The 25828-nt window shown below is 62.8% G+C and carries 24 protein-coding genes and 1 riboswitch; of the genes, 23 read left to right on the top strand and 1 reads right to left on the bottom strand.

From position 1 onward, the window contains the following. The first annotated feature begins 70 nt into the window (after positions 1-70). The 20 genes from GC1_RS18490 (at position 71) to GC1_RS18395 (ending at position 19628) form a co-directional block, all read left to right on the top strand. On the top strand, positions 71-646 hold the full coding sequence (locus tag GC1_RS18490) for an OmpA family protein (RefSeq protein ID WP_029204964.1): 576 nt from the start codon (positions 71-73) through the stop codon (positions 644-646). Between the two features lie 12 nt (positions 647-658). Next, positions 659-964: a hypothetical protein gene (locus tag GC1_RS18485; protein WP_029204965.1), complete on the top strand. Its 306-nt coding sequence runs from the start codon at positions 659-661 to the stop codon at positions 962-964. Between the two features lie 141 nt (positions 965-1105). After that, positions 1106-2116, top strand: a complete 1011-nt coding sequence (locus GC1_RS18480) for a PhoH family protein (protein ID WP_029204966.1) — start codon at positions 1106-1108, stop codon at positions 2114-2116. 78 nt (positions 2117-2194) lie between these two features. Further along, entirely contained in the window at positions 2195-2707 is a 513-nt protein-coding gene (ybeY, locus tag GC1_RS18475) for an rRNA maturation RNase YbeY (RefSeq protein WP_029204967.1), read from the top strand. A 22-nt stretch (positions 2708-2729) separates the two neighbouring features. Continuing rightward, positions 2730-3629 (top strand): hemolysin family protein, encoded by a 900-nt coding sequence (locus GC1_RS18470; protein WP_019297664.1) that lies wholly within the window; start codon positions 2730-2732, stop codon positions 3627-3629. After that, positions 3626-5125, top strand: a complete 1500-nt coding sequence (lnt, locus tag GC1_RS18465) for an apolipoprotein N-acyltransferase (RefSeq protein ID WP_019297665.1) — start codon at positions 3626-3628, stop codon at positions 5123-5125. The genes GC1_RS18470 and lnt overlap by 4 nt, the downstream gene beginning before the upstream one ends. 61 nt (positions 5126-5186) lie before the next feature. Then, positions 5187-5235, top strand: a riboswitch (SAM-SAH riboswitch). A gap of 6 nt (positions 5236-5241) precedes the next feature. Then, positions 5242-6423: a methionine adenosyltransferase gene (metK, locus tag GC1_RS18460; RefSeq protein WP_019297666.1), complete on the top strand. Its 1182-nt coding sequence runs from the start codon at positions 5242-5244 to the stop codon at positions 6421-6423. Between the two features lie 169 nt (positions 6424-6592). Then, positions 6593-7249, top strand: coding sequence for a hypothetical protein (locus tag GC1_RS18455; RefSeq protein WP_019297667.1), 657 nt, complete (start codon positions 6593-6595; stop codon positions 7247-7249). Between the two features lie 79 nt (positions 7250-7328). Next, a complete protein-coding gene (gene trmB, locus GC1_RS18450; protein WP_019297668.1) occupies positions 7329-8105 on the top strand; it encodes a tRNA (guanine(46)-N(7))-methyltransferase TrmB in 777 nt (258 codons plus the stop codon). Positions 8106-8191: 86 nt separating this feature from the next. Next, positions 8192-9538 carry a 3-phosphoshikimate 1-carboxyvinyltransferase gene (aroA, locus tag GC1_RS18445; RefSeq protein ID WP_019297669.1) on the top strand — a complete coding sequence of 449 codons (1347 nt, stop codon included), beginning with the start codon at positions 8192-8194 and terminating at the stop codon, positions 9536-9538. Next, the gene (locus GC1_RS18440) at positions 9535-10158 is read left to right on the top strand and encodes a (d)CMP kinase (protein WP_019297670.1); all 624 of its coding nucleotides are present in this window, start codon (positions 9535-9537) and stop codon (positions 10156-10158) included. Before aroA ends, GC1_RS18440 begins: the two co-directional genes overlap by 4 nt. Before the next feature lie 97 nt (positions 10159-10255). Further along, on the top strand, positions 10256-10789 hold the full coding sequence (locus GC1_RS18435; protein WP_019297671.1) for a hypothetical protein: 534 nt from the start codon (positions 10256-10258) through the stop codon (positions 10787-10789). A gap of 167 nt (positions 10790-10956) precedes the next feature. Beyond that, positions 10957-12102 carry an amidohydrolase gene (locus GC1_RS18430; protein ID WP_029204968.1) on the top strand — a complete coding sequence of 382 codons (1146 nt, stop codon included), beginning with the start codon at positions 10957-10959 and terminating at the stop codon, positions 12100-12102. 133 nt (positions 12103-12235) lie between these two features. Then, positions 12236-13402, top strand: a complete 1167-nt coding sequence (locus GC1_RS18425; RefSeq protein WP_029204969.1) for a M24 family metallopeptidase — start codon at positions 12236-12238, stop codon at positions 13400-13402. A gap of 13 nt (positions 13403-13415) precedes the next feature. Then, complete coding sequence (locus GC1_RS18420; protein WP_019297674.1) at positions 13416-14171, top strand: maleate cis-trans isomerase family protein; 756 nt, start codon at positions 13416-13418, stop codon at positions 14169-14171. 143 nt (positions 14172-14314) lie between these two features. Next, a complete protein-coding gene (locus tag GC1_RS18415; protein WP_019297675.1) occupies positions 14315-15865 on the top strand; it encodes an alkaline phosphatase family protein in 1551 nt (516 codons plus the stop codon). Between the two features lie 109 nt (positions 15866-15974). After that, the gene (locus GC1_RS18410; protein ID WP_019297676.1) at positions 15975-16877 is read left to right on the top strand and encodes a metal ABC transporter substrate-binding protein; all 903 of its coding nucleotides are present in this window, start codon (positions 15975-15977) and stop codon (positions 16875-16877) included. A gap of 95 nt (positions 16878-16972) precedes the next feature. Next, a complete protein-coding gene (locus GC1_RS18405; protein WP_019297677.1) occupies positions 16973-17890 on the top strand; it encodes a manganese/iron ABC transporter ATP-binding protein in 918 nt (305 codons plus the stop codon). Beyond that, the gene (locus tag GC1_RS18400; protein ID WP_019297678.1) at positions 17890-18768 is read left to right on the top strand and encodes a metal ABC transporter permease; all 879 of its coding nucleotides are present in this window, start codon (positions 17890-17892) and stop codon (positions 18766-18768) included. Before GC1_RS18405 ends, GC1_RS18400 begins: the two co-directional genes overlap by 1 nt. Beyond that, entirely contained in the window at positions 18768-19628 is an 861-nt protein-coding gene (locus GC1_RS18395) for a metal ABC transporter permease (protein ID WP_029204970.1), read from the top strand. Before GC1_RS18400 ends, GC1_RS18395 begins: the two co-directional genes overlap by 1 nt. 1 nt (position 19629) lies before the next feature. Here the strand turns inward: GC1_RS18395 and GC1_RS18390 are convergent, their stop codons facing one another. Then, positions 19630-20544 (bottom strand): LysR substrate-binding domain-containing protein, encoded by a 915-nt coding sequence (locus tag GC1_RS18390; RefSeq protein ID WP_019297680.1) that lies wholly within the window; start codon positions 20542-20544, stop codon positions 19630-19632. A gap of 93 nt (positions 20545-20637) precedes the next feature. On the opposite strand from GC1_RS18390, the gene GC1_RS18385 reads away from it, so the two are divergent. The 3 genes from GC1_RS18385 (at position 20638) to GC1_RS18375 (ending at position 25793) form a co-directional block, all read left to right on the top strand. Next, entirely contained in the window at positions 20638-22158 is a 1521-nt protein-coding gene (locus tag GC1_RS18385; RefSeq protein ID WP_019297681.1) for a trimethylamine methyltransferase family protein, read from the top strand. A 154-nt stretch (positions 22159-22312) separates the two neighbouring features. After that, the gene (locus GC1_RS18380) at positions 22313-24787 is read left to right on the top strand and encodes a GcvT family protein (protein ID WP_019297682.1); all 2475 of its coding nucleotides are present in this window, start codon (positions 22313-22315) and stop codon (positions 24785-24787) included. 22 nt (positions 24788-24809) lie between these two features. Further along, the gene (locus tag GC1_RS18375) at positions 24810-25793 is read left to right on the top strand and encodes a GlxA family transcriptional regulator (RefSeq protein WP_019297683.1); all 984 of its coding nucleotides are present in this window, start codon (positions 24810-24812) and stop codon (positions 25791-25793) included. The last annotated feature ends 35 nt before the right edge of the window (positions 25794-25828 follow it).

The following is a 25828-nucleotide window of genomic DNA, read 5'->3' as shown; positions in this document are numbered from 1 at the left end:
GCCTGAACGGTGGCCGCTTGTGCGCGGCAACACCCTGGGGGGAACTTTAGGTAAAGGAATTGTGGTTGTGATGATACTCAAACTGAACAATGCGATGGCGCTGGCTGCCGCTGCCACGGCTGCGCTCAGCATCGCTGCCGCGCCTGCCAGCGCGCAAACCGGGCAGCGCACGATCAAGGGCGAACGCTATGTGCCCACGATCTGGGTTGATCCGGACGGCTGCGAGCACTGGGTGATGGATGACGGGGCCGAGGGGTTCATGACGCCGCATGTGACTCCGGACGGCAAGCCTGTCTGCCGCCGCGGGAAAATCTGCGGTGTGATGCCGACCGATCAATTCTTTGCCACTGACAAGCATTTTATCAATGCCGCCGGCCGGCAGCGGCTGGGCGAATTCTTCCAGCAGGCCAGGTCGAATGGTGCACGGTCCTTTGTGATCGCGGGCCACACCGACAGCCGCGCTTCCGATGAATACAATATTCGCCTCTCAGAGCGCCGTGCCAATGCTGTGGCCCAGGTTGCCCGATCGGTTGGCGCCCGGATCAATGATGTCCGTGCCTATGGTGAACGGGACCCGCGGGTGCCCAACACCAGCGCGGCCAACATGGCGCAAAACCGCCGCGTCGAAATTTACTGCCTGCGCTGAGGGAGAGGGATGATGAAAACAGTGAAAGCAGCCGTTCTCCTTGCCGCAGTCGCAGGTGTTTCCGCCTGTACTCCGGCGGTTAACAAGACTACCGACGGTCATGTCGCTGATGGCAAGTCTCAACATTTGTCCAATCTCGAAGCTGGTATTTGGGTCGATCCCCAAGGCTGCGAGCATTGGATCATCGATGATGGCCTGGAAGGTTATGCAGACCTGCGGCGCACGCCTGACGGCAAGCCGGTCTGCAACAGTGACCTCCCGCGCAATGTGGCAACTGGCCCATTCAAGAAGGGATCGACCTTCGGCGACCCGATCTGAGAATTGCATACAGCGTGAATTGCAGCCGCCCGTCCGGGGCGGCTGTTTTGTTTCAATGAAGTGATTTTATGCAGCGCCTGCTTGCGCAAATGCTGCGGCGGAGGCAGACTGAAAGGGCAACGCCAGATTGAGGAGATCAGCTTGGCCATCAGTGCCCTGAATGACCCGCAGACCCAGACCGCAACCCACGAAGTGCTGCTGGAATTTCCTGACAACCGATTGCTGATCGACCTGTGCGGCGAATATGACCGCAACCTGGCTGACATCGAACAAAAACTGGGCGTGCAGATTGTCCGCCGCGGCAATCAGCTGTCAGTGATGGGTGAGGATTCGGCGCGGGAGCAGGCGGCAGGTGTGCTCACCGCGCTTTACGACCGGCTTGAAACCGGCCGCAGCGTCGAAAGCGGCGACATCGACCGGGAACTGCGCATGGGGCCGGACACCGACGATGCTGAACCCGACGGACAGCTGCAAATGTTCCGCGGCGGCCGGGTGGAGATCAAGACCCGGAAGAAACTGGTGGAGCCGCGCACCGAGGCGCAGAAGGCCTATGTGCAGTCCCTGTTCGAGCACGAACTGGCCTTCGGCATCGGCCCGGCGGGTACCGGCAAGACCTACCTGGCGGTTGCTGTGGGCGTTTCGATGTTCATCACCGGCCATGTCGACCGCATCATCCTGTCCCGCCCTGCGGTGGAGGCCGGCGAAAAACTTGGCTACCTGCCGGGCGACATGAAGGACAAGGTCGACCCCTACATGCAGCCGCTCTATGACGCGCTGAACGACTTTCTGCCGGGCAAACAACTGGCCAAGCTGATTGAGGACAAGCGGATTGAAATCGCACCGCTGGCCTTCATGCGCGGCCGCACTCTGTCCAATGCCTTTGTGGTGCTGGATGAGGCGCAGAATGCCACCACCATGCAGATGAAGATGTTCCTGACCCGGCTGGGTGAGGGTTCGCGCATGGTGATAACTGGCGACCGCTCGCAGGTCGACCTGCCGCGCGGGGTGCAGTCCGGACTGGCGGACGCCGAACGGCTGCTGAAAACAATCCCCAAGATCAGCTTCAACTATTTCACGGCCCGCGACGTGGTGCGTCACCCGCTTGTGGCTGCCATCATTGAGGCTTATGACGCGGACACGCCACCCGCCTGACGAAAAAACCGCCGGGCTTCATCTTTGCAAAAATACTCCGGGGGTGCGGGGGCTGCCCCCCGCATGTGCAGCCGTACCATGACGCTCGATATCACTATCGAAGACAGCCGCTGGCAGGATGCCGGGCTTGAGGCGCTGGCCGAAGAGGCCATTGCTGCCGTGCTGGCTCATTTTGCACTGGACCCGGAGGATTGCGAAATTTCGCTGCTGGCCTGTGATGATCCGCGCATTGCTGAACTTAACGCCGAATTTCGCAGTAAACCGCAGCCTACAAATGTCCTCAGCTGGCCGGCGGAAGAGCTGGCGGCCGAGGAGGACGGCGGCACGCCGCTGGCGCCAGAGGCTGATTTTACAGGGGAAATCCCGCTGGGTGACATCGCGATTTCCTATGACACTTGCGCCCGGGAAGCCCTGGAAGCGGGAAAAGCACTGACCGATCACACCCGCCATCTCATCATTCACGGACTGTTGCACCTTTTGGGGTATGATCACATACGTGACCGCGATGCCGCATTGATGGAAGGGATTGAGGTCCTGCTACTTGGCAAACTGGGTATCGCGAACCCATATATGAGTGAGGATGCCCCGTGAGCGGGGTTTTTGGATAGGACCGATGGGCGACATAGAAGGCAGTTCTAACGCGGCGCAAGGCGCGCTGCAGGACATCAATGGCACGGCGGCGGAAGCGCCGGCCTCTGAAAATACCGGATTGTGGACGCGGCTGCGCAACGTATTCAGCCCCGATCCGCAGGACGGACAGGACACCGGCGGCGAACAGCCTGCAACGGGTGCTGGGCCGCACGGCATGATCAACCTGCGCCGGATGCGGGTTGAGGACGTTGCTATCCCCTCTGCCGAAATCGCTGCCGTGCCTGTGACAGTCGCCAAGGATGATCTGGTCGGCATTTTCCGGCAAAGCGGCTTTACCCGCATTCCCGTTTACGAGGGCACGCTGGACACGCCGCTGGGCTTTGTTCACCTCAAGGATTTCTCGCTGACGCATGGTTTTAACGGCGGCACCTCTGAATTTGACTTGTCAAAGATGCTGCGCCCGCTGCTGTTCGTGCCACCCTCGATGCCGATCGGCGTGCTGCTGACCAAGATGCAGGCCGAACGCCGCCACATGGCGCTGGTGATCGACGAATACGGCGGCGTGGACGGGCTTGTCACCATCGAGGACCTGATCGAACAGGTTGTGGGCGAGATCGAGGATGAGCACGACGCCGACGAACATCAGACCTGGTTCGAGGAAAAGCCCGGCTGCTACATCGCACTGGCCCGCACCTCGTTGCCGGAGTTTGAGGCCGAGACCGGCCATTCGCTGACCAGCCACGATGACGTGGACGAGGAAGAGATCGATACGCTTGGCGGACTGGTCTTCATGCTGTCAGGCCGTGTACCTGCGCGCGGCGAGGTGATTGAACACCCCGAGGGCGCTGAGTTCGAAGTCATGGATGCTGATCCGCGCCGGATCAAGCGGCTGCGGGTGCGGCTGCCGGACGCCGCTGCATGATGTCACTCGGGCTGCGGCAGGCTGCACGCCGGCTCCGGCTGGCCCCGGCGGGGCTGGCCCTTGGCAGCGGTGCGCTGCTGTCGCTGGCGCTGGCACCCTGGCACATGCTGATCGGGCTGCCGGTTGCGCTGGCTGCGGCTGGCTGGCTGGTGCTGCAGGCAGCCTCTGCCCGTGCTGCGGCTCTGGCGGGATGGCTGTTCGGCCTGGGCTACTTTGCCTTTGGGCTGTCCTGGATCCTTGAGCCGTTTCAGATCGACCCTGAACGTCACGCCTGGATGGCGCCCTTTGCGCTTGTTTTTCTTGCTGCTGGCTTGGCCCTGTTCTGGGGCGCGGCGTTCGGTCTCGCAGCCCGTCTCAGCCATGGCGCCGCGCGACTTGTGATGCTGGTGGCCCTGTGGTCGCTTGCGGAATTTGCCCGCGCTTATCTGCTCACTGGGTTTCCCTGGGCCGCCTTCGGCCAGTTCTGGATAGATACACCTGCTGCAAATCTGCTGCCGTGGATCGGGCCGCAGGGGCTGGCGCTGCTGACGCTGGTTGCATTCCTGCCGCTTGCCCTGCTGCGGAAAAGTCCTGCTGCCGGCATTCTGTCGCCGGTTCTGGCTGCAGCTATAGTCCTGGCCGTGCCTGCGCCGGACCTGGCTGGGCCGTCTGAAAAGACAGTAAGGATCGTCCAGCCCAATGCGCCTCAGGATCAGAAATGGCACCCGGACCACAGGTGGGAGTTTGTTCGCCGCGCGCTGGCGTTCTCTTCAGAGGACCCGCGGCCTGACCTGATCGTCTGGCCGGAAACCGCGGTGCCGCAACTGCTGAACTATGCCGAAGATACTCTGCAGGTCATCACAGAAGGCGCCGGCGGTGTGCCGGTTCTGCTGGGCATCCAGCGGGAGGATGGCGGCGCCTACTACAACTCAGCGGTGCTGCTGGATGCAGATGGTCTGCCAGCCGCAACCTACGACAAAGCGCATCTGGTGCCTTTCGGGGAATATGTGCCGTTTGGCGACTTCATGGCCCGGTTCGGAATCCACGGTTTCGCTTCCCAGGCCGGGGCCGGATATGCCGCCGGTCCGGGGGTAAGGCTGATGGAATTGCCCATCGGCAGCGCATTGCCGCTGATCTGCTATGAGGCTGTTTTCCCGCAGGATGTGAACGCCGCCGCGGCCCGTCCCGACATGCTGGTGCAGATCACCAATGATGCTTGGTTCGGCACCCGTTCCGGCCCTTATCAGCACCTGGTGCAGGCGCGAATGCGGGCACTGGAACAGGGGCTGCCGATGATCCGGGCTGCCAATACGGGCGTTTCAGCAATGATTGCACCTGACGGGCAGCTTCTGGATCAGTTGCCGCTGGGCCAGGCTGGCTACATTGACGCAGCCCTGCCTATGCCGCTGCCACCGACCCTCTACAGCCGCACCGGTGATTGGCCTGTATTCCTGCTGTGTATGTTCATTGCGGGCGGAGTATTCTTTTTCTCCCGCGCTCTTGCGCCGCGGTCATAGCTGCTTAACTCTACCGGAATATAGATTGACCTGCGCGGATGAGCCGCGTAATGCGGCTTGATACCTGTCACAACGGCTTCCTGGCGTGGCAAGGCTAAACCAATGGAGCACTTTTCATGACCCGTACGAACTACACTTTCACTTCGGAATCGGTTTCCGAAGGCCACCCGGACAAGGTCTGTGACCGCATTTCCGATGCTGTTCTGGACGCATTCCTGGCGGAGGAGCCCGAAGCGCGTGTCGCGGCTGAGACCTTTGCCACCACCAACCGTGTGGTTATCGGGGGCGAGGTGGGCCTGTCCGATCAGGACAAGCTGCACGATTACATGGGCCGGATTGACGAAATCGCCCGCGCCTGCATCAAGGACATCGGCTACGAGCAGGACAAGTTCCACCACGAGACAGTGGAAGTGACTAACCTGCTGCACGAACAATCCGCCCATATCGCGCAGGGCGTGGACGCTTCCGGGGACAAGGACGAAGGTGCTGGCGACCAGGGCATCATGTTCGGCTTTGCCACCAATGAGACCGACGCGCTGATGCCGGCGCCGATCCAGTTCAGCCACGCGATTCTGCGCCGCCTGGCGGAAGTGCGCAAGAACGGCACCGAACCGGCCCTGGGTCCGGATGCCAAATCGCAGCTGTCGGTGGTCTATGAAGGCGGCAAGCCGGTGGGCATCAGCTCTCTGGTGCTGTCGACTCAGCATCTCGATGAATCGCTGACCTCGAATGACATCCGCGCCATTGTCGAACCTTACATCCGCGAAACCCTGCCCGAGGGCTGGCTGACCAGTGCCACCCAGTGGCATGTGAACCCGACCGGCAAATTCGTGATCGGCGGCCCGGATGGCGACGCAGGTCTGACCGGCCGCAAGATCATCGTCGACACTTATGGCGGCGCAGCCCCGCATGGCGGCGGTGCGTTTTCTGGCAAAGATCCAACTAAGGTGGACCGCTCTGCGGCTTATGCGGCGCGCTACCTGGCCAAGAACGTGGTAGCCGCGGGCATGGCAGAGAAATGCACCATCCAGCTGTCATATGCGATTGGTGTGTCCAAGCCCCTGTCGATCTATGCTGAGACCCACGGCACCGGAGAGGTCGACCCGGCGGCGATCGAACGGGCGATCGACCAGGTCATGGATCTGACACCGCGCGGCATCCGCTCGCACCTGGGGCTGAACAAACCGATCTATCAGCGCACGGCGGCCTATGGTCACTTTGGCCGCGAGCCGGAAGCAGACGGGGGGTTCAGCTGGGAACGAACCGATCTGGCCGAGGCGCTGAAGAGAGCCGTCTGAAGCTGGAAATTGCCTAAAAAGGAGCGGGTCCCGGTGCCCGCTCCTTTCTTTTGCGGGCACGCTCGCCCGAATCCTTAGGCTTCGTCTTCACCACTTGTGTTCGGGGTGGAGTGAAACGGCAGCCTGCGCCATAGTTCCGCGCAGGGACCATTCAGCTGCCGGAGCCACGATGCTGCGCTTAATTCCTCTAACGATCTGCCTGTTTCTGGCGCCCGCCGTTGCCGCCAAGGAGGTGCTGCCGCAGAAATTCAGCCTGCAAGGCAAGACGCTGGTCTACGACACCGAAACAGAGGTGACAGGCGAGCTGGCGGAAATCACCGAAGAGGACGTTTCGCACCTGCGGAACATTCTGAAGAAAAGCCCTGAGATTACTGAGCTGCAGCTCAACAGCGTCGGCGGCAGCGTCTATGCCGGAGAGGAAATCGCCGGGCTGGTGCTGGAATACGGGCTGGACACACTGGTTGACGGTACCTGCATCAGCGCCTGTGTCGACGTGTTTCTCGCGGGCGAGCGGCGGCGGATGACAATCGGCTCCAGCATTGGCTTCCACCAGCGCAACTGGCCCTCCGAGGCCGTGCACAAATACTACCGAAGCGAACGCAAGCGCCGCCGCTGGGCAACACCGTTTGAGTTCGGTTCCTGGATCTACGAGGACACCCAGAGCGAAGTTTACGAGCACCTGAGCTATATGGTGGCACGCGGGGTCGATCCGGGTTTTGCCATCGAAACGCTGCGCACGGATCCGGACGGGGAATGGTACCCCAGCCGCCTGCGGCTGATCGCGGCAGGGGTGCTGCGCGAATTGAAGCCGGGTGAGCAGCCCTAGATGGCTTGACCCGCGGGCCTGCTTGCGGCACAGGGGCGGCCAGCCTTTCAAAAGACGCCTCGAACAGGAGCCCAGACGCATGTCCGGCGACCAGAAGCCCCGCGACGACCAGTCCAAGGAAACCCGGCCCGCAGTTGAAAACGCTGCCGATAAACACGCCAGCGGCGCGCCCTGGCGCAATTTCTATGGCCGTTTTAAGGGCAAGACGCTGAAGGACAGCCAAAAGCGCTACCTTGACGAGGACCTGGCCAGCCTTAGCCCCGGAGCGGTTGGCTGGGACGAAAACCCGGACCGCAAACCACTGAACCTTGAGGCGCTGTTCGGCGGCAAGGACGTCTGGCTGGAGGTCGGCTTTGGCGGCGGTGAGCATCTGGTGCATCAGGCGGTCGGCAACCCGGATGCGGGCATCATCGGCGCGGAGCCCTTCATCAATGGTGTGGCGATGCTGTTGGGCAAGATCCGCAACGCGGGCGCGGATAACATCGCCGTGCATCCGGGCGACGCCCGCGATCTGATGGATGTTCTGCCGAAGGCATCGGTCTCCCGCGCCTTCCTGCTCTATCCTGACCCCTGGCCCAAGGCGCGCCACCACCGCCGCCGCTTTGTGACGCAGGAGCATCTGGAGCCGCTGGCCCGCTGCCTGAAGCCGGGCGCGATCTTCCGGGTGGCAACCGATATCCCGGACTATGTGCGCCAGACCCTGGAGGAAGTGCCAAAGGCAGGTTTCGAATGGCTGGCCGAAGGCCCAACCGACTGGCGCAAGCCGTGGGATGACTGGATCTCCACGCGGTACGAGCAGAAGGCCCTGCGAGAGGGGCGGACCCCGCATTACCTGACCTTCCGCCGCCTGGGCTGAGGCCAATTACGCTGGACCGGCCAGACCCAATCCGTTACCGATAGCGCAAACGCACAGACGAACGACCGACAGACGAAGGAAGCCCCATGTCCGGACACGGCACGCCCATCCCGATGACCTCCCACCGTGCTGACCCGCTCAAGGGCGTGGCAGAGGTGCCCGGCGACAAGTCGATCTCGCACCGCTCGCTGATCCTTGGCGCGCTGTCGGTGGGCGAAACCAAGATCTCTGGCCTGCTGGAAGGCGAGGATGTGCTGGACACCGCCAAGGCGATGCAGGCTTTTGGCGCAGAGGTGTTGAACCACGGCGGCGGCAACTGGTCGGTGTTCGGTGTCGGCGTCGGCGGTTTTGCGGAACCGGAAAACGTGATCGACTGCGGCAACTCCGGCACCGGGGTGCGGCTGATCATGGGGGTGATGGCAACCTCCCCGATCACCGCGACTTTCACCGGCGACGCGTCCTTGAACAAGCGCCCGATGGCGCGCGTGACCGACCCTCTGGCGCTGTTCGGAACCCAATCCGTTGGCCGCTCCGGCGGCCGTCTGCCGATGACCATCGTTGGCGCCGCGGACCCGATGCCGGTGCGTTACGAGGTCCCGGTACCATCGGCGCAGGTGAAATCGGCGGTGCTCTTTGCCGGCCTCAACGCGCCCGGCAAGACCGTGGTGATCGAGAAGGAAGCCACCCGCGACCACACCGAACGGATGCTGGCTGGTTTCGGCGCAGAGATCACCACCGAAGAAACAGATGAGGGCCGCGTCATCACCCTGACCGGCCGCCCGGAGCTGAAACCGCAGGTCATTGCTGTGCCGCGTGACCCGTCCTCCGCCGCTTTCCCTGTCTGTGCGGCGCTGATCACCCCCGGCTCTGATGTGCTGGTGCCAAACATCGGTCTCAACCCGACCCGCGCGGGCCTCTATTACACCCTGCAGGACATGGGCGCGGACCTGACGTTCGAGAACATGCGCGAGGAGGGCGGCGAGCCGGTGGCCGATCTGCGCGCAAAATACTCGCCTAACATGAAAGGCATCGAAGTGCCGCCGGAGCGCGCCGCCTCGATGATCGACGAATACCCGGTGCTGTCGGTGGTTGCCTCCTTCGCGGAAGGCAAGACCATGATGGCGGGCGTCAAGGAACTGCGCGTCAAGGAAAGCGACCGCATCGACGCGATGGCAAAGGGCCTGCGCGCCAATGGTATCACTGTCGACGAAGGCGATGACTGGTGGGAGGTTACCGGCCTTGGGCCGGACGGCGTGCCGGGCGGCGGCACCTGCGAAAGCTTCCTCGACCACCGGATCGCCATGTCCTTCATGGTAATGGGCATGGGTGCGCAAAACGCTGTTTCCGTCGACGACGGCAGCCCGATCGCAACGTCCTTCCCGATCTTTGAAAGCCTGATGGGCGGATTGGGTGCCAAGCTGGAGCGCACATGAGCGAAAGTTTCACCATAGCCGTCGACGGCCCTGCTGCTGCGGGCAAGGGCACGCTGTCCAAGGCCCTGGCCGCGCATTACGGGTTTGGTCATCTGGACACCGGTCTTCTGTACCGGGCCGTCGGAGCCAAGATGCTGGATGGTGCGGCCCCGGTGGAAGCCGCGCAGAACTTGACACCTGAGGATCTGGCGCGTGACGACCTGCGCGGGCCGGAGGTTGCGCAGGCGGCGTCCAAGGTCGCGGTGATTGCCGAGGTGCGCGCCGCTCTGGTCGACTTCCAGCGCGCCTTTGCCCGCCGCGCGGGCGGCGCAGTGCTGGACGGGCGCGACATCGGCACCGTGATCTGCCCCTATGCACAGGTAAAGTTCTTTGTCACTGCCAGCGCCGAGGTACGCGCCCGGCGCCGTTTCCTGGAACTGGCCGCGGCAGGCAAGGTGACGACACTGGAGGAAGTGCTGGGCGACGTGAAGGCCCGGGACGACCGCGACATGAACCGCGCCGAAGCACCGCTGCGCCCGGCAGCGGATGCCATTCTGATCGACACCAGCGACCTGAGCATCGAGGAAGCCCTGGCCAAGGCGATGACGGTGATTGACGCCCTCCGCGAAACTGCCGGCTGACCAGCCATCATCCGCTGTTACTCACTGATCTGTGCATGGTGCCTTGCGCCAGCGCACAGTAGCCTGTGGCAAGGCGCATCAATCAGGAGGTGACGGCATGATCTGGCTGCGGGCAATTTTGATGGCATCTGTGCTGGCCGCACCCGCGTTTGCGCAGGAAGCGAAGGACGCGCCGGAACCGCCAATGACCTATGAGCGGCTGGGGCGGATACTATTTGCGCTGGATGACCAGGCGCAGCCCGTCGGGCGCGGGTTTCAGCTGAGTATTTCCGGCGTGCCGATGCTGGTGGTCACCGATCCGGCGGCGGACCGGATGCGCGCGATGGTGCCCCTGCGCCCCTCCGATGGGCTGACGGCAGAGGAACTGATGCGGATGATGCAGGCCAACTTCGACACAGCGCTGGATGCGCGTTATGCAGTGGCCAAGGGACAGCTGTGGGCGGTTTTCATTCACCCCCTGTCTCCGCTCAAGAAAGACCAGCTGATTTCCTCGCTGGGACAGACGGTCAACATCGCCCGCACCTATGGAACGCTTTACACCGGCGGGGCGTTGCAGTTTGGCGGCGGCGACAGCCCGGGTATTCAGCGGCAGCTGATCGAGGAATTGCTGGAGAAGGGGGAGGAGATCTGATGCGTTGAAGGGATTCCTCCGGTTGGCGGTTTCCCTGATGTCCCGGATACGTTTTTCGCCGCGAAATGGCGGAACGGGAATGAATTTCGTCACCTGAGAGCTGCATTAATATGCATCAAGTCGTGTGCAGACGCATATTTTCGCCGCACACAGCTTGGAGAGTGCAGATGGCAAGCTTTCAAGACCGACTGACCGTAATGCGCCGGGACTTCCACCGGCACCCGGAGCTTGGCTTTCAGGAGGACCGCACCAAGGCAAAGGTGGCGGAGCAATTGCGCAGCCTCGGTTTGGAAGTGCATGTGGGCGCAGGCGTTGTTGGTCTGTTGCGCGCAGGTACCGGCAACCGCGCCATCGGGCTGCGCGCCGATATGGATGCGCTGCCGATCACTGAAACCTCCGCACACGACTATGTCTCGGAAACGCCAGGCAAGATGCACGCCTGCGGCCATGACGGCCATATGACGATGCTGTTGGGTGCTGCTGAACGGCTGACGCAAGAGCAGGGATTTGACGGCACCGTTGTGTTCATTTTCCAGCCCAACGAGGAACACGGCCTGGGCGCTCAGGCAATGATTGGCGAAGGTGTGCTGGAGCAGTTTCCGATCGAAGAGGTCTATGCCATCCACAATCTGCCCGGCGCCCCGGTGGGGCAGGTCTCGACCCGTCCCGGCCAGATCTGCAACAGCGAAAGCTTGTTTGAAATCTCGATCAAAGGTCAGGGCGGTCATGCCTCGATGCCGCAGGCGGGGGTGGATGCTATCACGGTCGGCGCCGAAATGGTGCTGGCGCTCCAAACCATCGTGGCGCGCAAGCTGGCACCTGGCTCCGGCGCGGTGGTGTCAGTGACCGAATTCCTGACCGACGGCCAGCGCAACGTGCTGCCGGGCCATGCGGTGCTCAAGGGCGACGTGCGCGCCCGGGTACCCGAAGACCGCGAGGCGGTGGAGCGCTTCATGCGCCAGATCGCCGCCGGTGTCGCCGCCACTCACGGGGTGGAAGCAGAGGTGAGCTTCAACACCGAATTTGTCGAGACCATCAACGCGGCAGAACCTGCTGAGGCCGCCTGCCGCGCAGGTGAAGCCGCAGGCTGCGAGGTGATCCGCAACCGCCCGCCGATGAGCTTCTCCGAGGATTTTGCCCATTTCACAGCCGCCGTGCCGGGCTGCTTCCTGCTTTTGGGCAACGGAGAAGAGGGGCCGCACGGCCAGCCGCTGCATTCGGCGGATTATGATTTCAACGATGCTTTGCTGCCCATCGGCGCGGAATACTGGGTGCAGCTGGTGCGTGACCGGCTGCCTTCCGTAAACGGCTGACCTCGTTTGACGAGCCTGCTGCCGCAGATGAGAATAACCATGGGGCGGCCCAAAGGCGCCCCAGCACAGCCGCCTGGTTCCGGAACAGTCTCCAGCCCGGCGGCCATTGCCGCGATCATGAAAGGAAATGACCATGTCCAAGGCTCCCGCTCGCGGTTTTCCGGAGTCTGAATTTGCCGCCCGCACGGAAAAGGCCCAGGCGCTGATGGCGGCGCAGGGGCTGGACGGGCTGCTGCTGCTGACCGAGCCGGAGGTGCGCTATTTCAGCGGCTTCCACACGCTGTTCTGGCAAAGCCCGACCCGGCCCTGGTTCCTGTTTGTACCGCCTGCAGGCAAACCCATTGCCATCATTCCGGAGATCGGCGCCGACCTGATGCGCCGCACCTGGATCAAGGACATCCGCACCTGGAGCGCACCTGCACCGCAGGATGACGGCATCAGCCTGCTGACCGAACTGCTGTCGCCCATTGCCGGACGCGGCGGTTCTATCGGCCTGATGAAAGGGCACGAGACTTCGCTCAGAATGCCGCTCGGCGATTACGAACGCCTGATGGCGGGGTTACCGGGGCTGAAGGTGGCCGATGCCACCCCGCTGGTGCGTGGCCTGCGGATGGTGAAATCCGCCGCCGAGATCGAAAAGCTGCGCCACATCTGCGGCATTGGCTCGCGCACCTTTGCGCAGGTGCCGCAGATTGCCCATGAGGGCCTGCCGTTTGAGGATTTGTTCCGCGCCTTCCGGCGCGAGGCGCTGGCGCAGGGGGCAGACGACGTGCCCTATCTGGTTGGCGGAGCAGATCAGGGCGGTTACAGCGACGTGATCTCGCCGCCGACCGGGCGGCCGCTGCAGGCGGGCGACATCGTGATGCTGGACACCGGATCGACCTGGGACGGGTACTTCTGCGACTTCGACCGCAACTTTGCCATAGGCCGTGCCGACGACCTGTCGCGCCGCGCCCATGATGTGCTGTGGCGCGCGACAGAGGCCGGCATTGCCGCCGCCAAACCCGGTGCCACCTGCCGTGACCTGTTCCAGGCGATGCAGTCGGTGATTGCGGAAATGGACGATCAGGGGGGTGACGTTGGGCGGCTTGGCCACGGGCTGGGCATGCAGCTGACCGAATGGCCCTCGCACGCGGCCTTTGACGAGACGGTGCTTGAGGAAAACATGGTGCTGACGCTGGAGCCCTCGCTGGGCTATGGCGCAGGCCGCATCATGGTGCACGAAGAAAACATCGTGGTGCGGGCCAGTGGCGCAGAGCTGCTGACAGAGCGCGCCGCCCCGGAACTGCCGGTGATCTGAGGAAGCTAAAGTCATGAAGCTCGCTTATGAAACGGACCAAGGCATCGGCACCCGCGCTACTCTGGGTGTAATTGTGCTCGAAACCGACGAGACGCTGGAACCGGAATTCTCCCGGATGATGGCACAGCCAGGCGTCGCGCTCTATCACAGCCGCATCCCGATGGTGCCTGAGGTGCGCCCTGAAACACTGGCGCAGATGCAGGCGGACCTGCCGGCCTCGGCCCGGCTGTTTCCCTCTGCTCCAGGCTTCGATGTCATCGGCTATGGCTGCACTTCGGCTTCGACCGTGATCGGCTCCGCCAAGGTGGCCGAGGCGGTGCAGACTGTTCTGCCAAACGCCAAGGTGACCGACCCGCTAGCCGCCATCATTGCGGCGGGCAAGGCGCTGGGCGCTGCCAGGTTTGGATTTGTGACACCCTACCTGCCAGAGGTTTCGGCGCAGATGCGCGCCAAGCTGGAAGCGGCGGGGTTTGAGATTGCAGGCTTCGGCTCGTTTGAGCAGATGGATGACCGGGTGGTGGCCCGGATCTCTGAGTCGGCCATTGCAGAGGCGGCAAAGCAAGTCGCCAATCAGGGAGACTGCGATGCCATCGTGATCTCTTGCACCAACCTGCGCTGCCTGCGGATCATTCCCGCAATCGAGGCGCAGACAGGGGTGCCGGTGATCTCCAGCAACCAGGCGCTGGGATGGCACATGCTGCGGCTTGCGGGCGTAACAGATCCGCAACCGCAGTTCGGTAAGCTGTTTACTCTGCCGCTTGCGGACTGACCGCTAAAATTGTCCGGGAATTGCCAGCTGGCAACCTGCGGCAGGCTGCCCCACGGGATCGGCACAGTCTGCGCTTGTAATCCAGGCGCAGACTGCCACAGATTGTCTCCGGAAACCTGACTTGTTCCAGCGAGGAAGCCCGGATGCCTGCCGCACGCCCCGAAAACCGGAATGTCCTGTTCATCATCATTGACCAGCTGCGCGCGGACTGCCTGTCGGGCGCGCTGGCGGAGCATGTAGACCTGCCGAACATCCGCGCCTTTATGCAGGAGGCGGTATCCTTCAACCGGCATTTTTCGGTAACCAACCCTTGCGGGCCGTCGCGCGCATCGATCCTGACCGGGCAGTACGCCATGAACCACCGCTCGGTCCGCAATGGCACGCCCCTGCGCCACGACACGCCGAACATCGCCACCGAGATGCGCAAGGCTGGCTACCTGCCGATGCTGTTCGGCTATACCGACACCTCGCAGGACCCCCGCGCCTTTGACGCCAACGATCCGGCGCTTCGGACCTACGAATTCCCGATGAACGGCTTCCATGAAGTGACCGAGATGCGGCTGGAGATGTCCTACCCGTGGCAGTCGCATCTGATGAGCCGCGGCTATGAGTTCGAGGACTACTGGGATGTCTACAAACCGGTCTCACCCGAGGGCGGCGCGCCCAGGCTGAATGATCCGGCGCTTTATGCGGCAGAGGACAGCGATACTGCATTCCTCACAAACTCATTCCTGAATACGATGCCGGCCCACGGCAAGGACAGCTGGTTTGCGCATCTGACCTACATCCGACCGCATCCGCCATTGGTGGCGCCGGCGCCCTATAACAGCATGTACGACCCGGCCAGCCTGCCCTTGCCGCAGCGGCTGGCAGAGCCGGAAGAGGAAAGCGCGCAGCACCCCTTCTTTGGCCCGTTGCTCCGGAAAAGCACTGCCGCCAGTTTTGTCGAGGGCTTTCCGGACCTGGAGCCGACGGATGAGAACATCCAAACCCTTCGCGCGGTTTATCTGGGCCTGGCAACAGAAGTGGATCACCATGTCGGGCGGGTGATCCGGTTCCTGAAGGACAGCGGGCAGTACGGCAACACCATGGTGGTGCTGACTGCTGATCATGGCGAGATGCTGGGCGACCGGCACTCCTGGGGCAAGATGACCGTCTATGACGCCGCCTATCACACGCCACTGATCATCCGGATGCCGGGTAACGAGGAGCACGCAGGAGCCAGCCTCAATCACATTACCGAGTCAGTCGACGTGACGCCAACCATCCTGGAATGGGTAGGGCAGGAGGTGCCGAACTCCATGGACGGACGGTCGCTGCTGCCGCTGTTGCGCGGGGAGGCGCCACAGGATTGGCGGCAGTATTCCTTCTCGGAGCTGGATTTCTCGGACCCGCTTGAGCCGACCCTGTGGCAGCAGGAGCTCGGCACCACCGCCAGCGACTCCTGCCTGGGAATCCTGCGGGATGAGCGGTTCACGCTGGTCGAGTTCGCCGCCGACCTGCCGCCGATGCTGTTTGACAGCCAAGGGCGCGGGGAGCTGGAGAATGTGGCCGGGCAGGCGGCGTATGCAGGTGACCTTAACCGGCTGACCCGGCTCATGCTGCGGCACCGGATGAAAAATATGGATCATACGCTGTCGCTGACAGCCATCACGGGTGACGGCCCCCGCAGCAGGCTCCGGTATCCACAGTAAGCCGTCAGGCAAGAGTGTCTCGCTTTTGCAAATCATTCTCAATTTCATTGACAGTTGAGAATGATTTGCAATAACAGTACGTCAATTGTGCCTTCAAAGGGAGAATCGGATGTTTCCGAAGTTGCTGAAGACCGTATCCGCTGCCGCCGTTGCAGCCGTTGCTGCCAGCGCGGCAATGGCAGACGACAAGATGAAGGTGGTCACCACCTTCACCGTTCTGGCCGACATGGCCGCCAATGTGGCGGGTGACGCGGCTGAAGTCGTCTCGGTCACCAAACCCGGGGCTGAGATCCACGGCTACGAGCCGACCCCGCGCGACATTGTCCGGGCGTCCGACGCTGACCTGATCCTGTGGAACGGCATGAACCTGGAGCTGTGGTTCGAGCAGTTCCTGTCGAACCTCGATGATGTGCCCTCCGTCACCCTGACCGACGGCATCGACCCGATCCCGATCGCGGCCGGCTCCTATGAGGGAAAGCCCAACCCGCACGCCTGGATGGGCCTGGATAACGCGCTGATTTACATCGACAACATCGTCGAGGCCTTTGCCGAACACGATCCGGAAAACGCCGCTGTCTATGTCAAGAACGCAGGTGAATACAAAGATAAGTTGCGTGCCACCATCGAGCCGCTGCGCCGTTCCATCGCGGAAATCCCCGAGGACAAGCGCTGGCTGGTGACCTGCGAAGGCGCCTTCAGCTACCTGGCCCGTGATTTCGGCATGAAGGAGCTGTACCTGTGGCCGATGAACGCCGATCAGGTCGGCACCCCGCAGCAGGTGCGTTCGGTGATCGACGGCGTGCGCGCCAATGACATCCCGGTGGTGTTCTGCGAAAGCACCGTGAACACTGCTCCGGCTGAACAGGTCGCCCGCGAAACCGGCGTGGCTTATGGCGGAGAACTCTATGTCGACTCGCTCAGCGAGGCGGACGGCCCGGTGCCCACCTATCTGGACCTGCTTAAGGTCACGTCGGAAACCGTTGCTCGCGGTTTGACAGAGGTTACCAACTAAGACCGCATTTCAAACCCGGACGCCCCGCAGCTGATGTTGCGGGGCGTTTCATTTCACAAAACACAATTTCTGTGTGTAACTCAGCAGGACAGCCCATGCTTGATGCCAGCGAGACCCACATCATGAATACAAGCGCCGCGCCTGTGGATGGCGGGATTGCCGCAAAGAATGTCACGGTCACCTACCGCAACGGCCATACCGCGCTGTGGGATGCCAGCTTTGCCATTCCCCGCGGCACGGTGACGGCACTGGTCGGCGTGAACGGCGCCGGTAAATCGACCCTGTTCAAGGCAATCATGGGGTTTGTTCCGGCCGCGCAGGGCGAGATCCGCATCCTTGGCATGACGGTCAAAGACGCGCTGCGCAAGAATCTGGTCGCCTATGTCCCGCAGTCGGAGGAGGTCGATTGGGCTTTCCCAGTGCTGGTCGAGGATGTGGTGATGATGGGCCGCTACGGCCACATGGGTTTCCTGCGCCGCCCCAAGGCGGCCGATCACGAGGCGGTTGATCAGGCGCTGCGCCGGGTCAATATGCAAGACTTCCGCCACCGCCAGATCGGCGAGCTGTCCGGCGGCCAGCGCAAGCGGGTGTTCCTGGCGCGGGCGCTGGCGCAGGACGGGCAGGTGATCCTGCTGGACGAACCCTTCACCGGCGTTGATGTGAAGACCGAGGAGCAGATCATCGCCCTCTTGCGCGAGTTGCGCGACGAGGGCAGGGTGATGCTGGTTTCCACACACAACCTCGGCAGCGTGCCGGAGTTCTGCGACCGAACCGTGCTGGTGAAAGGGACTGTGCTTGGGTATGGCCCGACCGAGACCACCTTTACCCGCGAAAACCTGGAACACGCCTTCGGCGGCGTGCTGCGCCATTTCACCCTGGGCGGCGAAGCGCTGCATGACGATGGTGACACCCGCCAGGTGACCATCTTGACTGACGACGAACGCCCCTTTGTCCAATACGGCGAAAAAACCCAGACCAGCGAAGGCAGCGGCGAGGGCGGAGGGCAGCAGTGATGGAATACCTGCTGGAGCCGTTCACTTATGGCTATATGACCAATGCAATGTGGGTTTCCGCGTTGGTTGGCGGCGTCTGCGCCTTCCTGTCGGCCTATCTGATGCTCAAGGGCTGGTCGCTGATTGGCGATGCGCTCTCGCACTCGGTGGTCCCCGGCGTGGCTGGTGCTTACATCCTCGGCCTGCCCTTTGCGCTGGGCGCTTTCATCGCGGGCGGTCTGGCTGCCGGTGCGATGCTGTTCCTGTCGGAACGCTCCGGGCTCAAGGTGGATGTGATCATCGGCCTGATCTTCACATCCTTTTTCGGGCTTGGCCTGTTCATCGTCTCAATCAGCCCGATGTCTGTCTCTGTGCAGACCATTACCATGGGCAACATCCTGGCGATCACGCCGGAGGATACACTGCAGCTGGCGATCATCGGCTTTGTCTCGCTGGCGGTGCTGCTGGCCAAGTGGAAGGATCTGATGGTCACCTTCTTTGACGAAAACCACGCCCGCACCATCGGCCTGCGCCCCGGCCTGCTCAAGGCGGTGTTCTTCGTGCTGCTATCGGCCTCCGTGGTGGCGGCAATGCAGACCGTCGGCGCGTTCCTGGTGATCGCCATGGTGGTGACGCCGGGCGCGACCGCCTACCTGCTGTGCGACCGCTTCCCGCGGCTGATCCTGGTCTCGGTGCTTATCGGTGCCCTCACCAGCTTCTTCGGCGCCTATGCCAGCTACTTTTTGGACGGGGCCACCGGCGGCATCATCGTGACGCTGCAAACCGTGATCTTCCTTGTGGTCTTTGTCTTCGCCCCGAAACACGGGCTGCTGGCGGCCAAGCGCAAGGCGCGCGAGGCGCTGAAACGCGGCCCGGCGGCACAAGGGGGGGCTGCATGATGGACCTCGATACGCTGCTGATGCCGTTCCAGTTCGCGTTCATGCAGAACGCCTTTCTGATCTCTCTGATCGTCTCGGTCCCCACCGCGCTCCTGTCCTGTTTCCTGGTGATGAAGGGCTGGGCGCTGATGGGCGATGCGGTCAGCCACGCGGTGCTGCCGGGGATCGTGCTGGCCTATATCGTTGGTTTGCCGCTGATTATCGGAGCCTTTGCGGCCGGTATGCTCTGCGCTGTCGCTACGGGGTTTCTGTCCGGCAACAGCCGGGTCAAGCAGGACACCGTGATGGGGGTGGTGTTTTCCGGCATGTTCGGGCTGGGCATCGTGCTCTATGTCTCGGTTGAAACCAATGCACACCTCGACCACATCCTGTTCGGCAATATGCTGGGGGTGGAACCGGATGAGCTTTGGACAGCTGGCATCATCTCTCTGGTGGTTGGTGCCGCGCTGGTCCTGAAATGGAAAGACCTGCTGTTGCACAGTTTCGATCCGGCACAGGCGCAGGCCTCCGGTCTGCCGGTCACGGTGCTGCACTACGGGCTGCTGGCAGCCCTGTCGCTGACCATCGTGGCGACGCTGTCGGCTGCTGGTCTGATCCTGGCCATCGGCCTGCTGATTGCACCCGGTGCCATTGCCTTCCTGGTGGTGCGCAAGTTCAGCACCATGCTGTGGGTTTCGGTTCTGGTCTGCATGATCTCGATGCTGGCGGGCACCTATGCCAGCTTCTTCCTCGACAGCGCGCCTGCGCCGACCATCGTGCTGATCCTGAGCGCGCTGTTTGTGCTGGCCTTTGTGCGCCGCCTTTACCTGACCCGCAAGACCTCGAAGCAGCGGGCCAGGGAAGCCACGGGAGCCGCGTGAGTCACGCGGTTCCGGGTTTTGCCATATCCAGGAGCCACTGCCGCACCAGTTCTGCGTTAGGAACCAAGTCCTGCGTCTTGGACCACACCAGATAGAACCCTGACCCGGTGGTCCAGGACCACTCCTTGCGTGCCGCCAGAAGCCCCTGTTTGATCAGCGGTTCGGTCACATGCTGCCAGCCGAATGCAAAACCTTCGCCGGCAATCGCCGCCTGAAGCACCAGCGCATAATCGTTGAGGCGCAGCCCCGCGGCGGGCAGTTGGCCTGTGACCCCGAAATGGGAAAACCATTGCTGCCATCTAGGGCGCTCCCGGATCGGTTCCTCCAGATGGATCAGCCGCTCATGCAGCAGGTTCGGCACTGTTGCCAGGTTGACGGCCGAGGCCATCACCAGCGGACTGGCCACCGGAAAGATCACCTCAGGTGCGATCAGGGCTGAATGGCAATCCGGCCAAGTGCCGTCCCCGCGCCGCACCGCCAGCGAGATGCCTTCGGTATTGATGTCCGGCTCCCGGTCGGAGCTTTGCAAACGCAGGTCGATATCAGGGTACGCCTCATGCAGCTGGGCCAGTCTTGGCATCACCCAGTAGTATGCAAAAGCGGAGGAGCAATTGAGCGTCACATGGTCATTGCGCCCGAACTGCCGCACCGCCTTGGCGGAGGACAGGATGTCCTCCAGCGCTTTGGAGACATCGGTGTAAAGCCGCATCCCCGCCCCGGTCAGCTCCACCTTCCGGTGCCCGCGGCGGAATAAAATAACGCCCAACGACGCTTCCAGCTGCTTGACCGCCGCACTGACGGCAGGCTGCTGCACGTTCAATTCCTCCGACGCCCGCGTGAAAGAGCCATGCCTGGCGGCGGCCTCGAAGACGATCAGGTGGCGGGGGCTGGTGAGGAGTTTCCAGAGTTCTTGCATAACTGTGTGTTATCCAAATCATCAGAATTTTCAACCGTCACAACATCTGCGCCGGGTCTTATTGTTCCGCAACGCCTGAAGATGGAGAGCCCCATGGCCCGACGCGCCCGCGCATCCCGTGACAGAAACACTGCCCCCGCCGGCGCTCCGGCTTCGCCCTGGATTCAGCGTTCGCTGCCGTTCTTTGACGCGCTGGACGAGGAAAAGCTGGTCAAGCTGGAAGCTCAGGTCGACTGGATTTTCGAGGAGGTCGGCATCGCCTTCCGCGACGACCCGGAGGCGCTGCGGATCTGGAAAGAGGCCGGGGCCAAGATCGACGGTGATACAATCCGGGCTGATGCGCAGTGGATCCGTTCCCTGTGTGCCAAGGCGCCGCGGGAGTTCACGCAGCTGGCCCGCAACCCGGCGCGCTCTGTCACCATCGGTGGCAACAACCAGGTGTTTGCCCCGATCTATGGTGCGCCGTTTGTGCGGGATCTGGAAGGCGGGCGGCGTTATGGCGACATGGCCGCGTTCGAGAAGCTGGTGAAGCTTACCTATATGCATCCGAACCTGCATCACGGCGGGTTTGTGATCTGCGAGCCCTGTGATGTGCCGGTCTCCAAGCGCCATTTCGACATGCTGTTTGCTCATATGACGCTGAGCGACAAACCGCATCTGGGCGCCATCACCGAGATGTCCCGGGCGCAGGACAGTGTCGACATGGCCGAGATCGTCTTTGGCAAGGACGTCATGGACAACAACTGCGTGATCATGGGCAATGTGAACACCAATTCGCCGCTTCTGGTGGACAAGGTGGTGACAGAGGCAATCAGAGTCTATTGCGGGCGGAATCAGGGAATTGTGGTTGTTCCCTTTATCCTCTCGGGTGCCATGGGGCCGGTCTCTACCGCCGCCTCGGTTGCGCAGGCGATGGCTGAGGCGATGATGTGCTGCGCCTTTGCCCAGATCGTCCGTCCCGGTGCGCCGTTTGTGCTGGGCAACTTCCTGTCGTCGATGTCGCTGAAGTCCGGTGCACCGACATTCGGGATGCCGGAGCCGGTGATTTCCAACTACGCCATCGGCCAGCTGGCCCGCCGGGCCGGGTTGCCCTTGCGCTGCGGAGGATCGCTGACCGCGTCCAAGATCGAGGATGCGCAGGCGGCCTATGAAAGTGCCGACTCGATGCATTCCACCATGCTGGCAGGCGCCAATTTTGTGCTGCATTCGGCGGGCTGGCTGGAAGGCGGTCTGTGCACCGGGTTCGAGAAGCTGATTATGGATGCGGACCGGCTGGGCTCCTACCAGAAGGTGCTGAGCCAGGGGCTGGATACCAGCGATGAGGCGATGGCGCGCGATGCCTACGCCGAAGTGGCGCCGGGCGGGCATTTCCTGGGGTCAGGCCACACCATGCGCAACTATCAGACCGCGTTTTATGAGCCGAAACTGAGCGACAGCGAGAATGTCGAGAGCTGGGAAGAGGGTGGTTCCAAGGACATGCGCCAGCGCGCTTATGAACGCTGGAACCAGATGCTGGATGAATATCAGGCGCCGCCGATGGATGAGGCGGTCAAGGAGGAACTGGCCGCCTATGTTGCCCGCCGCAAGGAGGAGATCCCGGATGCGTGGTACTGAGTTAACACTTTCTTCACGCATAAGTTCAGCTGATGCAGGATGTGCCGGAATGCCCCGGCACCCCCTGTGCACCCCCCGTACACCACTTGTGCACCCCCTGGGTGCCACTTGCCGCAAATCCCGCGCTTTGCCCCGGACCTGAGGACAACAACCCATGTCAGACAATTTTGCCCAATCGACGCTCAACATCCACAAAGAGGAGAGCACCGGCGACAAGAAGCTGCCGAGCCACGCCAAGGCGGTGATCATCGGCGGCGGTGTTGTTGGCTGCTCGATCCTGTTCCACTTGGCCAAATTCGGCTGGAAGGATGTGGTGCTGCTGGAGCGCGACGAACTGACCTCCGGCTCGTCCTGGCACGCGGCGGGGCAGATTCATACGATCTCTTCAGACCCCAATATCTCGCGCCTGCAGTCCTATACCATCGACCTGTACAAGGAGATCGAAGAGACCTCGGGCCACAGTGTCGGCCTGCACATCACCGGCGGGTTTTATCTGGCGTCGAACAAGACCTGGTATGACTATCTGAAGCGGGAACGCTCCAAGGCACGTTACATGGGGCTGAACCAGGAATTCATCAGCCCCAAGGAAGTGGCGGAACGCCACCCGCTGATTGATCCGAAGCATTACCACGCGGCGCTGTGGGATGATCAGGACGGCGATCTGGACCCGTCGGGCGCGACCTATGCCTTTGCCAAATCCGCCCGCGTGCATGGCGCGCAGTATTTCACCCATACGCCGGTGACTGGCACCACCCAGCGTCCGGACGGCAGCTGGGATGTGGTAACCCCGCGCGGGGTGATCAACGCGGAGCATATTGTGAACTGCGGCGGATTGTGGGCGCGGGAAGTCGGCCACATGCAGGGCATCAACCTGCCGGTGCAGCCGATGGAGCACCATTACCTGATCACCGACAAGATCGACGCGGTCGCCAACCACCCGACCCGCCTGCCGGCCGGCATCGACTATGAGGCCAACATCTATTTCCGCCAGGAGCGGCAGGGGATGCTGCTGGGCACCTATGAGCCGAAAGGCACGCCCTGGAAGGTGGGCGGCACGCCCTGGGATTTCGGCCATGAACTGCTGCAGCCCGATCTGGACCGGATTGCCGACCGTCTGGAGATGTCGTTTGAGCGCATCCCGGCCATCGGGGAAGCGGGCATCAAGGACATGATCAACGGGCCCTTCACCTTCGGCCCCGACGGCAACCCGATGATCGGCCCGGTTCCGGGCATGAAGAACTACTGGTGCGCCGTCGGCGTCATGGCGGGCTTCTGCCAGGGCGGCGGTGTGGGCCTGACCATGGCGGAGTGGATGATCGACGGTGAGCCGTCCATCGACGTCTGGGCGATGGATGTGGCGCGGTTCGGCGAGTTTGCGACCCCCGACTGGGGCACTGTGAAGTCGACCGAGAACTATGAGCGCCGGTTTGTAATGACTTTCCCGAACGAGACCCTGCCGAAGGGGCGGATGCAGAAAACGACTGCTCTCTATGACCGGCTGGTTGCCAAGGGCGCGCGGATGGGCCAGGGCTTTGGCCTGGAGAACGCGCTGTGGTTTGCCGACGGGCCGGAGGACGCCCATGAAGAGCCGACGTTTGAGCGCAACCGCAGCCACGATTATGTGGCGCGCGAGGTCAAGGCGGTGCGCGAGGCTGTGGGCGGCATCGAGGTTGCCAACTTTGCCAAGCATGAGTTCAAGGGCGCGGGCGCGCGCGCCTATCTGGACCGGGTGCTGGCCGGTTATGTGCCGAAACCGGGGCGCCTGACGCTCACCCCGATGCTGACGCCGAAGGGCAAGCTTTATGGCGATCTGACCGTGGCCTGCCTGGGGGAGGATCACTTCATGCTGTTTGGCTCCGGCGCGATGCAGGAGGCGCACCGCCGCTGGTTCGAGAAGGACCTGCCCGCGGATGTGTCGTACCAGAACGTCTCCGACGACTGGCACGGGATTGCCCTGTCGGGGCCGAAGTCACGGGAACTGCTGCAGCGGATCACCCGCGAGGATGTATCGGGCGAGGCGTTCAAGTTCCGCGACCTGCGCCAGACCTTCGTGGGCGGCGTGCCGGTGATCCTGAACCGGATCAGCTTCTCGGGTGAGCTGGGATACGAGATCTACTGCAAGCCGCAGTATCTGCTGCGCCTGGCGGAGGCGATCGAGGAGGCGGGCGCCGATCTGGGCTACCGCTGGTACGGGGCGCGGGCGCTGATGTCGATGCGGCTGGAAAAGGGCTGGGGTGTGTGGACGCTGGACTTCCGCCCGGATTTCGATGCGGCGGAGAGCGGCATGGATGTCTTCATCAACTGGAAGAAGGATTTCGTCGGCAAGGAGGCCGCGCTGAAGGCCCGCGAGGCCGGTCCGAGCCGCAAGCTGGTCACCATGACCATCGACGTGGATGGCATTGATGTCTCCAACGACGAAGCGATCCTGAAGGACGGCGAGGCCGTTGGCTACATCTCCTCCGGCGGCTATGCGCATCACGCAAAGACGTCGATGGCGATGGGCTATGTTTCGGCTGAACACGCCGCGGCCGGCACCGGGCTGCAGGTGGAGATCCTGGGCGAGATGTATGACGCCGAGGTTCTGGGCGCGCCGATCTATGACGCCAACGGCGCCAACATGCGCGCCTGATCAAGGCAGGGGAGCGGAAGCCATGACCAAACCCATGCGGACGCTCCCCGAAGCGGCTGAGGCCGTGCCGGCCTGCCGCTGCATCTTCCTGCTGCTGCCGACCTTTTCGCCGCTGGATCTGTCCAGCGCGGTGGCGGCGCTGGAGGCTGCGAATACACATGGCGGGACTGCGCGCTATGACTGGCGCGTGGTCAGCGAGGACGGGCAGGCGGTCACCGCCCCGAACGGGCTGGGTGTGGCCGTCGATGGCGGCCTGCCGGAATTGGCGCGCGGCAGCATGGTGTTTGTCTGCGGCGGCCAGGGGGTGGAGCCGGGGATCTCGCTGAAGGTGCTGGGCTGGCTTCGGAAGGCGCAGCGGAAGGGGCTGCCCATGGCGGCGCTGGGCGGAGGCATCATGGCGCTGGCACGGGCCGGTCTGCTGGCTGGGCGTCAGGCCTCAGCCCATTGGGCGCAGCGCGCGACGCTGGCTGAGATGCACCCGGACGTGGAAGTGAAAAACTCGCTTTTCACCATCGACGGCAAACTGATCACCTGCGCCGGCGGCACAGCCACGGTCGACATGATGCTGAACCTGATTTCGGATCATCACGGGGCTGATGCGGCGACCGCGGCGGCGGATCTGATGGTTTGTTCCTCGGCCCGCAAGGGCAGTCAGGACCAGACGGTTTCCGAATTCGGGCGCGCAGGCGTTCGGCACGAAAAACTGGCCGCGGCGCTGGGGCTGATGCGCAGCAACCTGGAAGAGCCGCTAACCCCCGGCGGCATTGCTGATCTGGTCGGCCTGTCGGTACGTCAGTTGGAGCGGCTGTTTTCCAAGTATCTGCAGACCACGCCCAAGGTCTACTACACCAAGCTGCGGCTGGACTATGCGCGCAGCCTGCTGCTGCAGACCAACATGCGGATAATCGACGTGGCGCTGGCGGCGGGCTTTAACAGCCAGACCCATTTCGCCAAGGTCTACCGTCGTTACTTTGGTAAATCACCGCATCAGGAGCGGCCGTTCTGAGGCGTCCGCCCTAGGCCAGCGGCCAGGGCGGTGCC

This window comes from Leisingera sp. ANG1, from assembly GCF_000203975.2.
Taxonomy (GTDB): domain Bacteria; phylum Pseudomonadota; class Alphaproteobacteria; order Rhodobacterales; family Rhodobacteraceae; genus Leisingera.
This window is presented reverse-complemented; position numbering and strand designations above follow the sequence as displayed.

What these genes read in the sequence shown, in the direction of transcription:
- GC1_RS18415 (WP_019297675.1), top strand. Translation starts at nt 14,315, where the DNA reads ATGCCTGCCGCACGCCCCGAAAACCGGAATGTCCTGTTCATCATCATT.
- trmB (WP_019297668.1), top strand. Translation starts at nt 7,329, where the DNA reads ATGTCCGGCGACCAGAAGCCCCGCGACGACCAGTCCAAGGAAACCCGG.
- GC1_RS18390 (WP_019297680.1), bottom strand. Translation starts at nt 20,544, where the DNA reads ATGCAAGAACTCTGGAAACTCCTCACCAGCCCCCGCCACCTGATCGTC.
- GC1_RS18485 (WP_029204965.1), top strand. Translation starts at nt 659, where the DNA reads ATGAAAACAGTGAAAGCAGCCGTTCTCCTTGCCGCAGTCGCAGGTGTT.
- GC1_RS18420 (WP_019297674.1), top strand. Translation starts at nt 13,416, where the DNA reads ATGAAGCTCGCTTATGAAACGGACCAAGGCATCGGCACCCGCGCTACT.
- GC1_RS18470 (WP_019297664.1), top strand. Translation starts at nt 2,730, where the DNA reads ATGGGCGACATAGAAGGCAGTTCTAACGCGGCGCAAGGCGCGCTGCAG.
- lnt (WP_019297665.1), top strand. Translation starts at nt 3,626, where the DNA reads ATGATGTCACTCGGGCTGCGGCAGGCTGCACGCCGGCTCCGGCTGGCC.
- GC1_RS18375 (WP_019297683.1), top strand. Translation starts at nt 24,810, where the DNA reads ATGACCAAACCCATGCGGACGCTCCCCGAAGCGGCTGAGGCCGTGCCG.
- GC1_RS18405 (WP_019297677.1), top strand. Translation starts at nt 16,973, where the DNA reads ATGCTTGATGCCAGCGAGACCCACATCATGAATACAAGCGCCGCGCCT.
- ybeY (WP_029204967.1), top strand. Translation starts at nt 2,195, where the DNA reads ATGACGCTCGATATCACTATCGAAGACAGCCGCTGGCAGGATGCCGGG.
- GC1_RS18425 (WP_029204969.1), top strand. Translation starts at nt 12,236, where the DNA reads ATGTCCAAGGCTCCCGCTCGCGGTTTTCCGGAGTCTGAATTTGCCGCC.
- GC1_RS18395 (WP_029204970.1), top strand. Translation starts at nt 18,768, where the DNA reads ATGGACCTCGATACGCTGCTGATGCCGTTCCAGTTCGCGTTCATGCAG.
- aroA (WP_019297669.1), top strand. Translation starts at nt 8,192, where the DNA reads ATGTCCGGACACGGCACGCCCATCCCGATGACCTCCCACCGTGCTGAC.
- GC1_RS18440 (WP_019297670.1), top strand. Translation starts at nt 9,535, where the DNA reads ATGAGCGAAAGTTTCACCATAGCCGTCGACGGCCCTGCTGCTGCGGGC.
- GC1_RS18410 (WP_019297676.1), top strand. Translation starts at nt 15,975, where the DNA reads ATGTTTCCGAAGTTGCTGAAGACCGTATCCGCTGCCGCCGTTGCAGCC.
- GC1_RS18455 (WP_019297667.1), top strand. Translation starts at nt 6,593, where the DNA reads ATGCTGCGCTTAATTCCTCTAACGATCTGCCTGTTTCTGGCGCCCGCC.
- GC1_RS18430 (WP_029204968.1), top strand. Translation starts at nt 10,957, where the DNA reads ATGGCAAGCTTTCAAGACCGACTGACCGTAATGCGCCGGGACTTCCAC.
- GC1_RS18400 (WP_019297678.1), top strand. Translation starts at nt 17,890, where the DNA reads ATGGAATACCTGCTGGAGCCGTTCACTTATGGCTATATGACCAATGCA.
- GC1_RS18380 (WP_019297682.1), top strand. Translation starts at nt 22,313, where the DNA reads ATGTCAGACAATTTTGCCCAATCGACGCTCAACATCCACAAAGAGGAG.
- metK (WP_019297666.1), top strand. Translation starts at nt 5,242, where the DNA reads ATGACCCGTACGAACTACACTTTCACTTCGGAATCGGTTTCCGAAGGC.
- GC1_RS18385 (WP_019297681.1), top strand. Translation starts at nt 20,638, where the DNA reads ATGGCCCGACGCGCCCGCGCATCCCGTGACAGAAACACTGCCCCCGCC.
- GC1_RS18435 (WP_019297671.1), top strand. Translation starts at nt 10,256, where the DNA reads ATGATCTGGCTGCGGGCAATTTTGATGGCATCTGTGCTGGCCGCACCC.
- GC1_RS18490 (WP_029204964.1), top strand. Translation starts at nt 71, where the DNA reads ATGATACTCAAACTGAACAATGCGATGGCGCTGGCTGCCGCTGCCACG.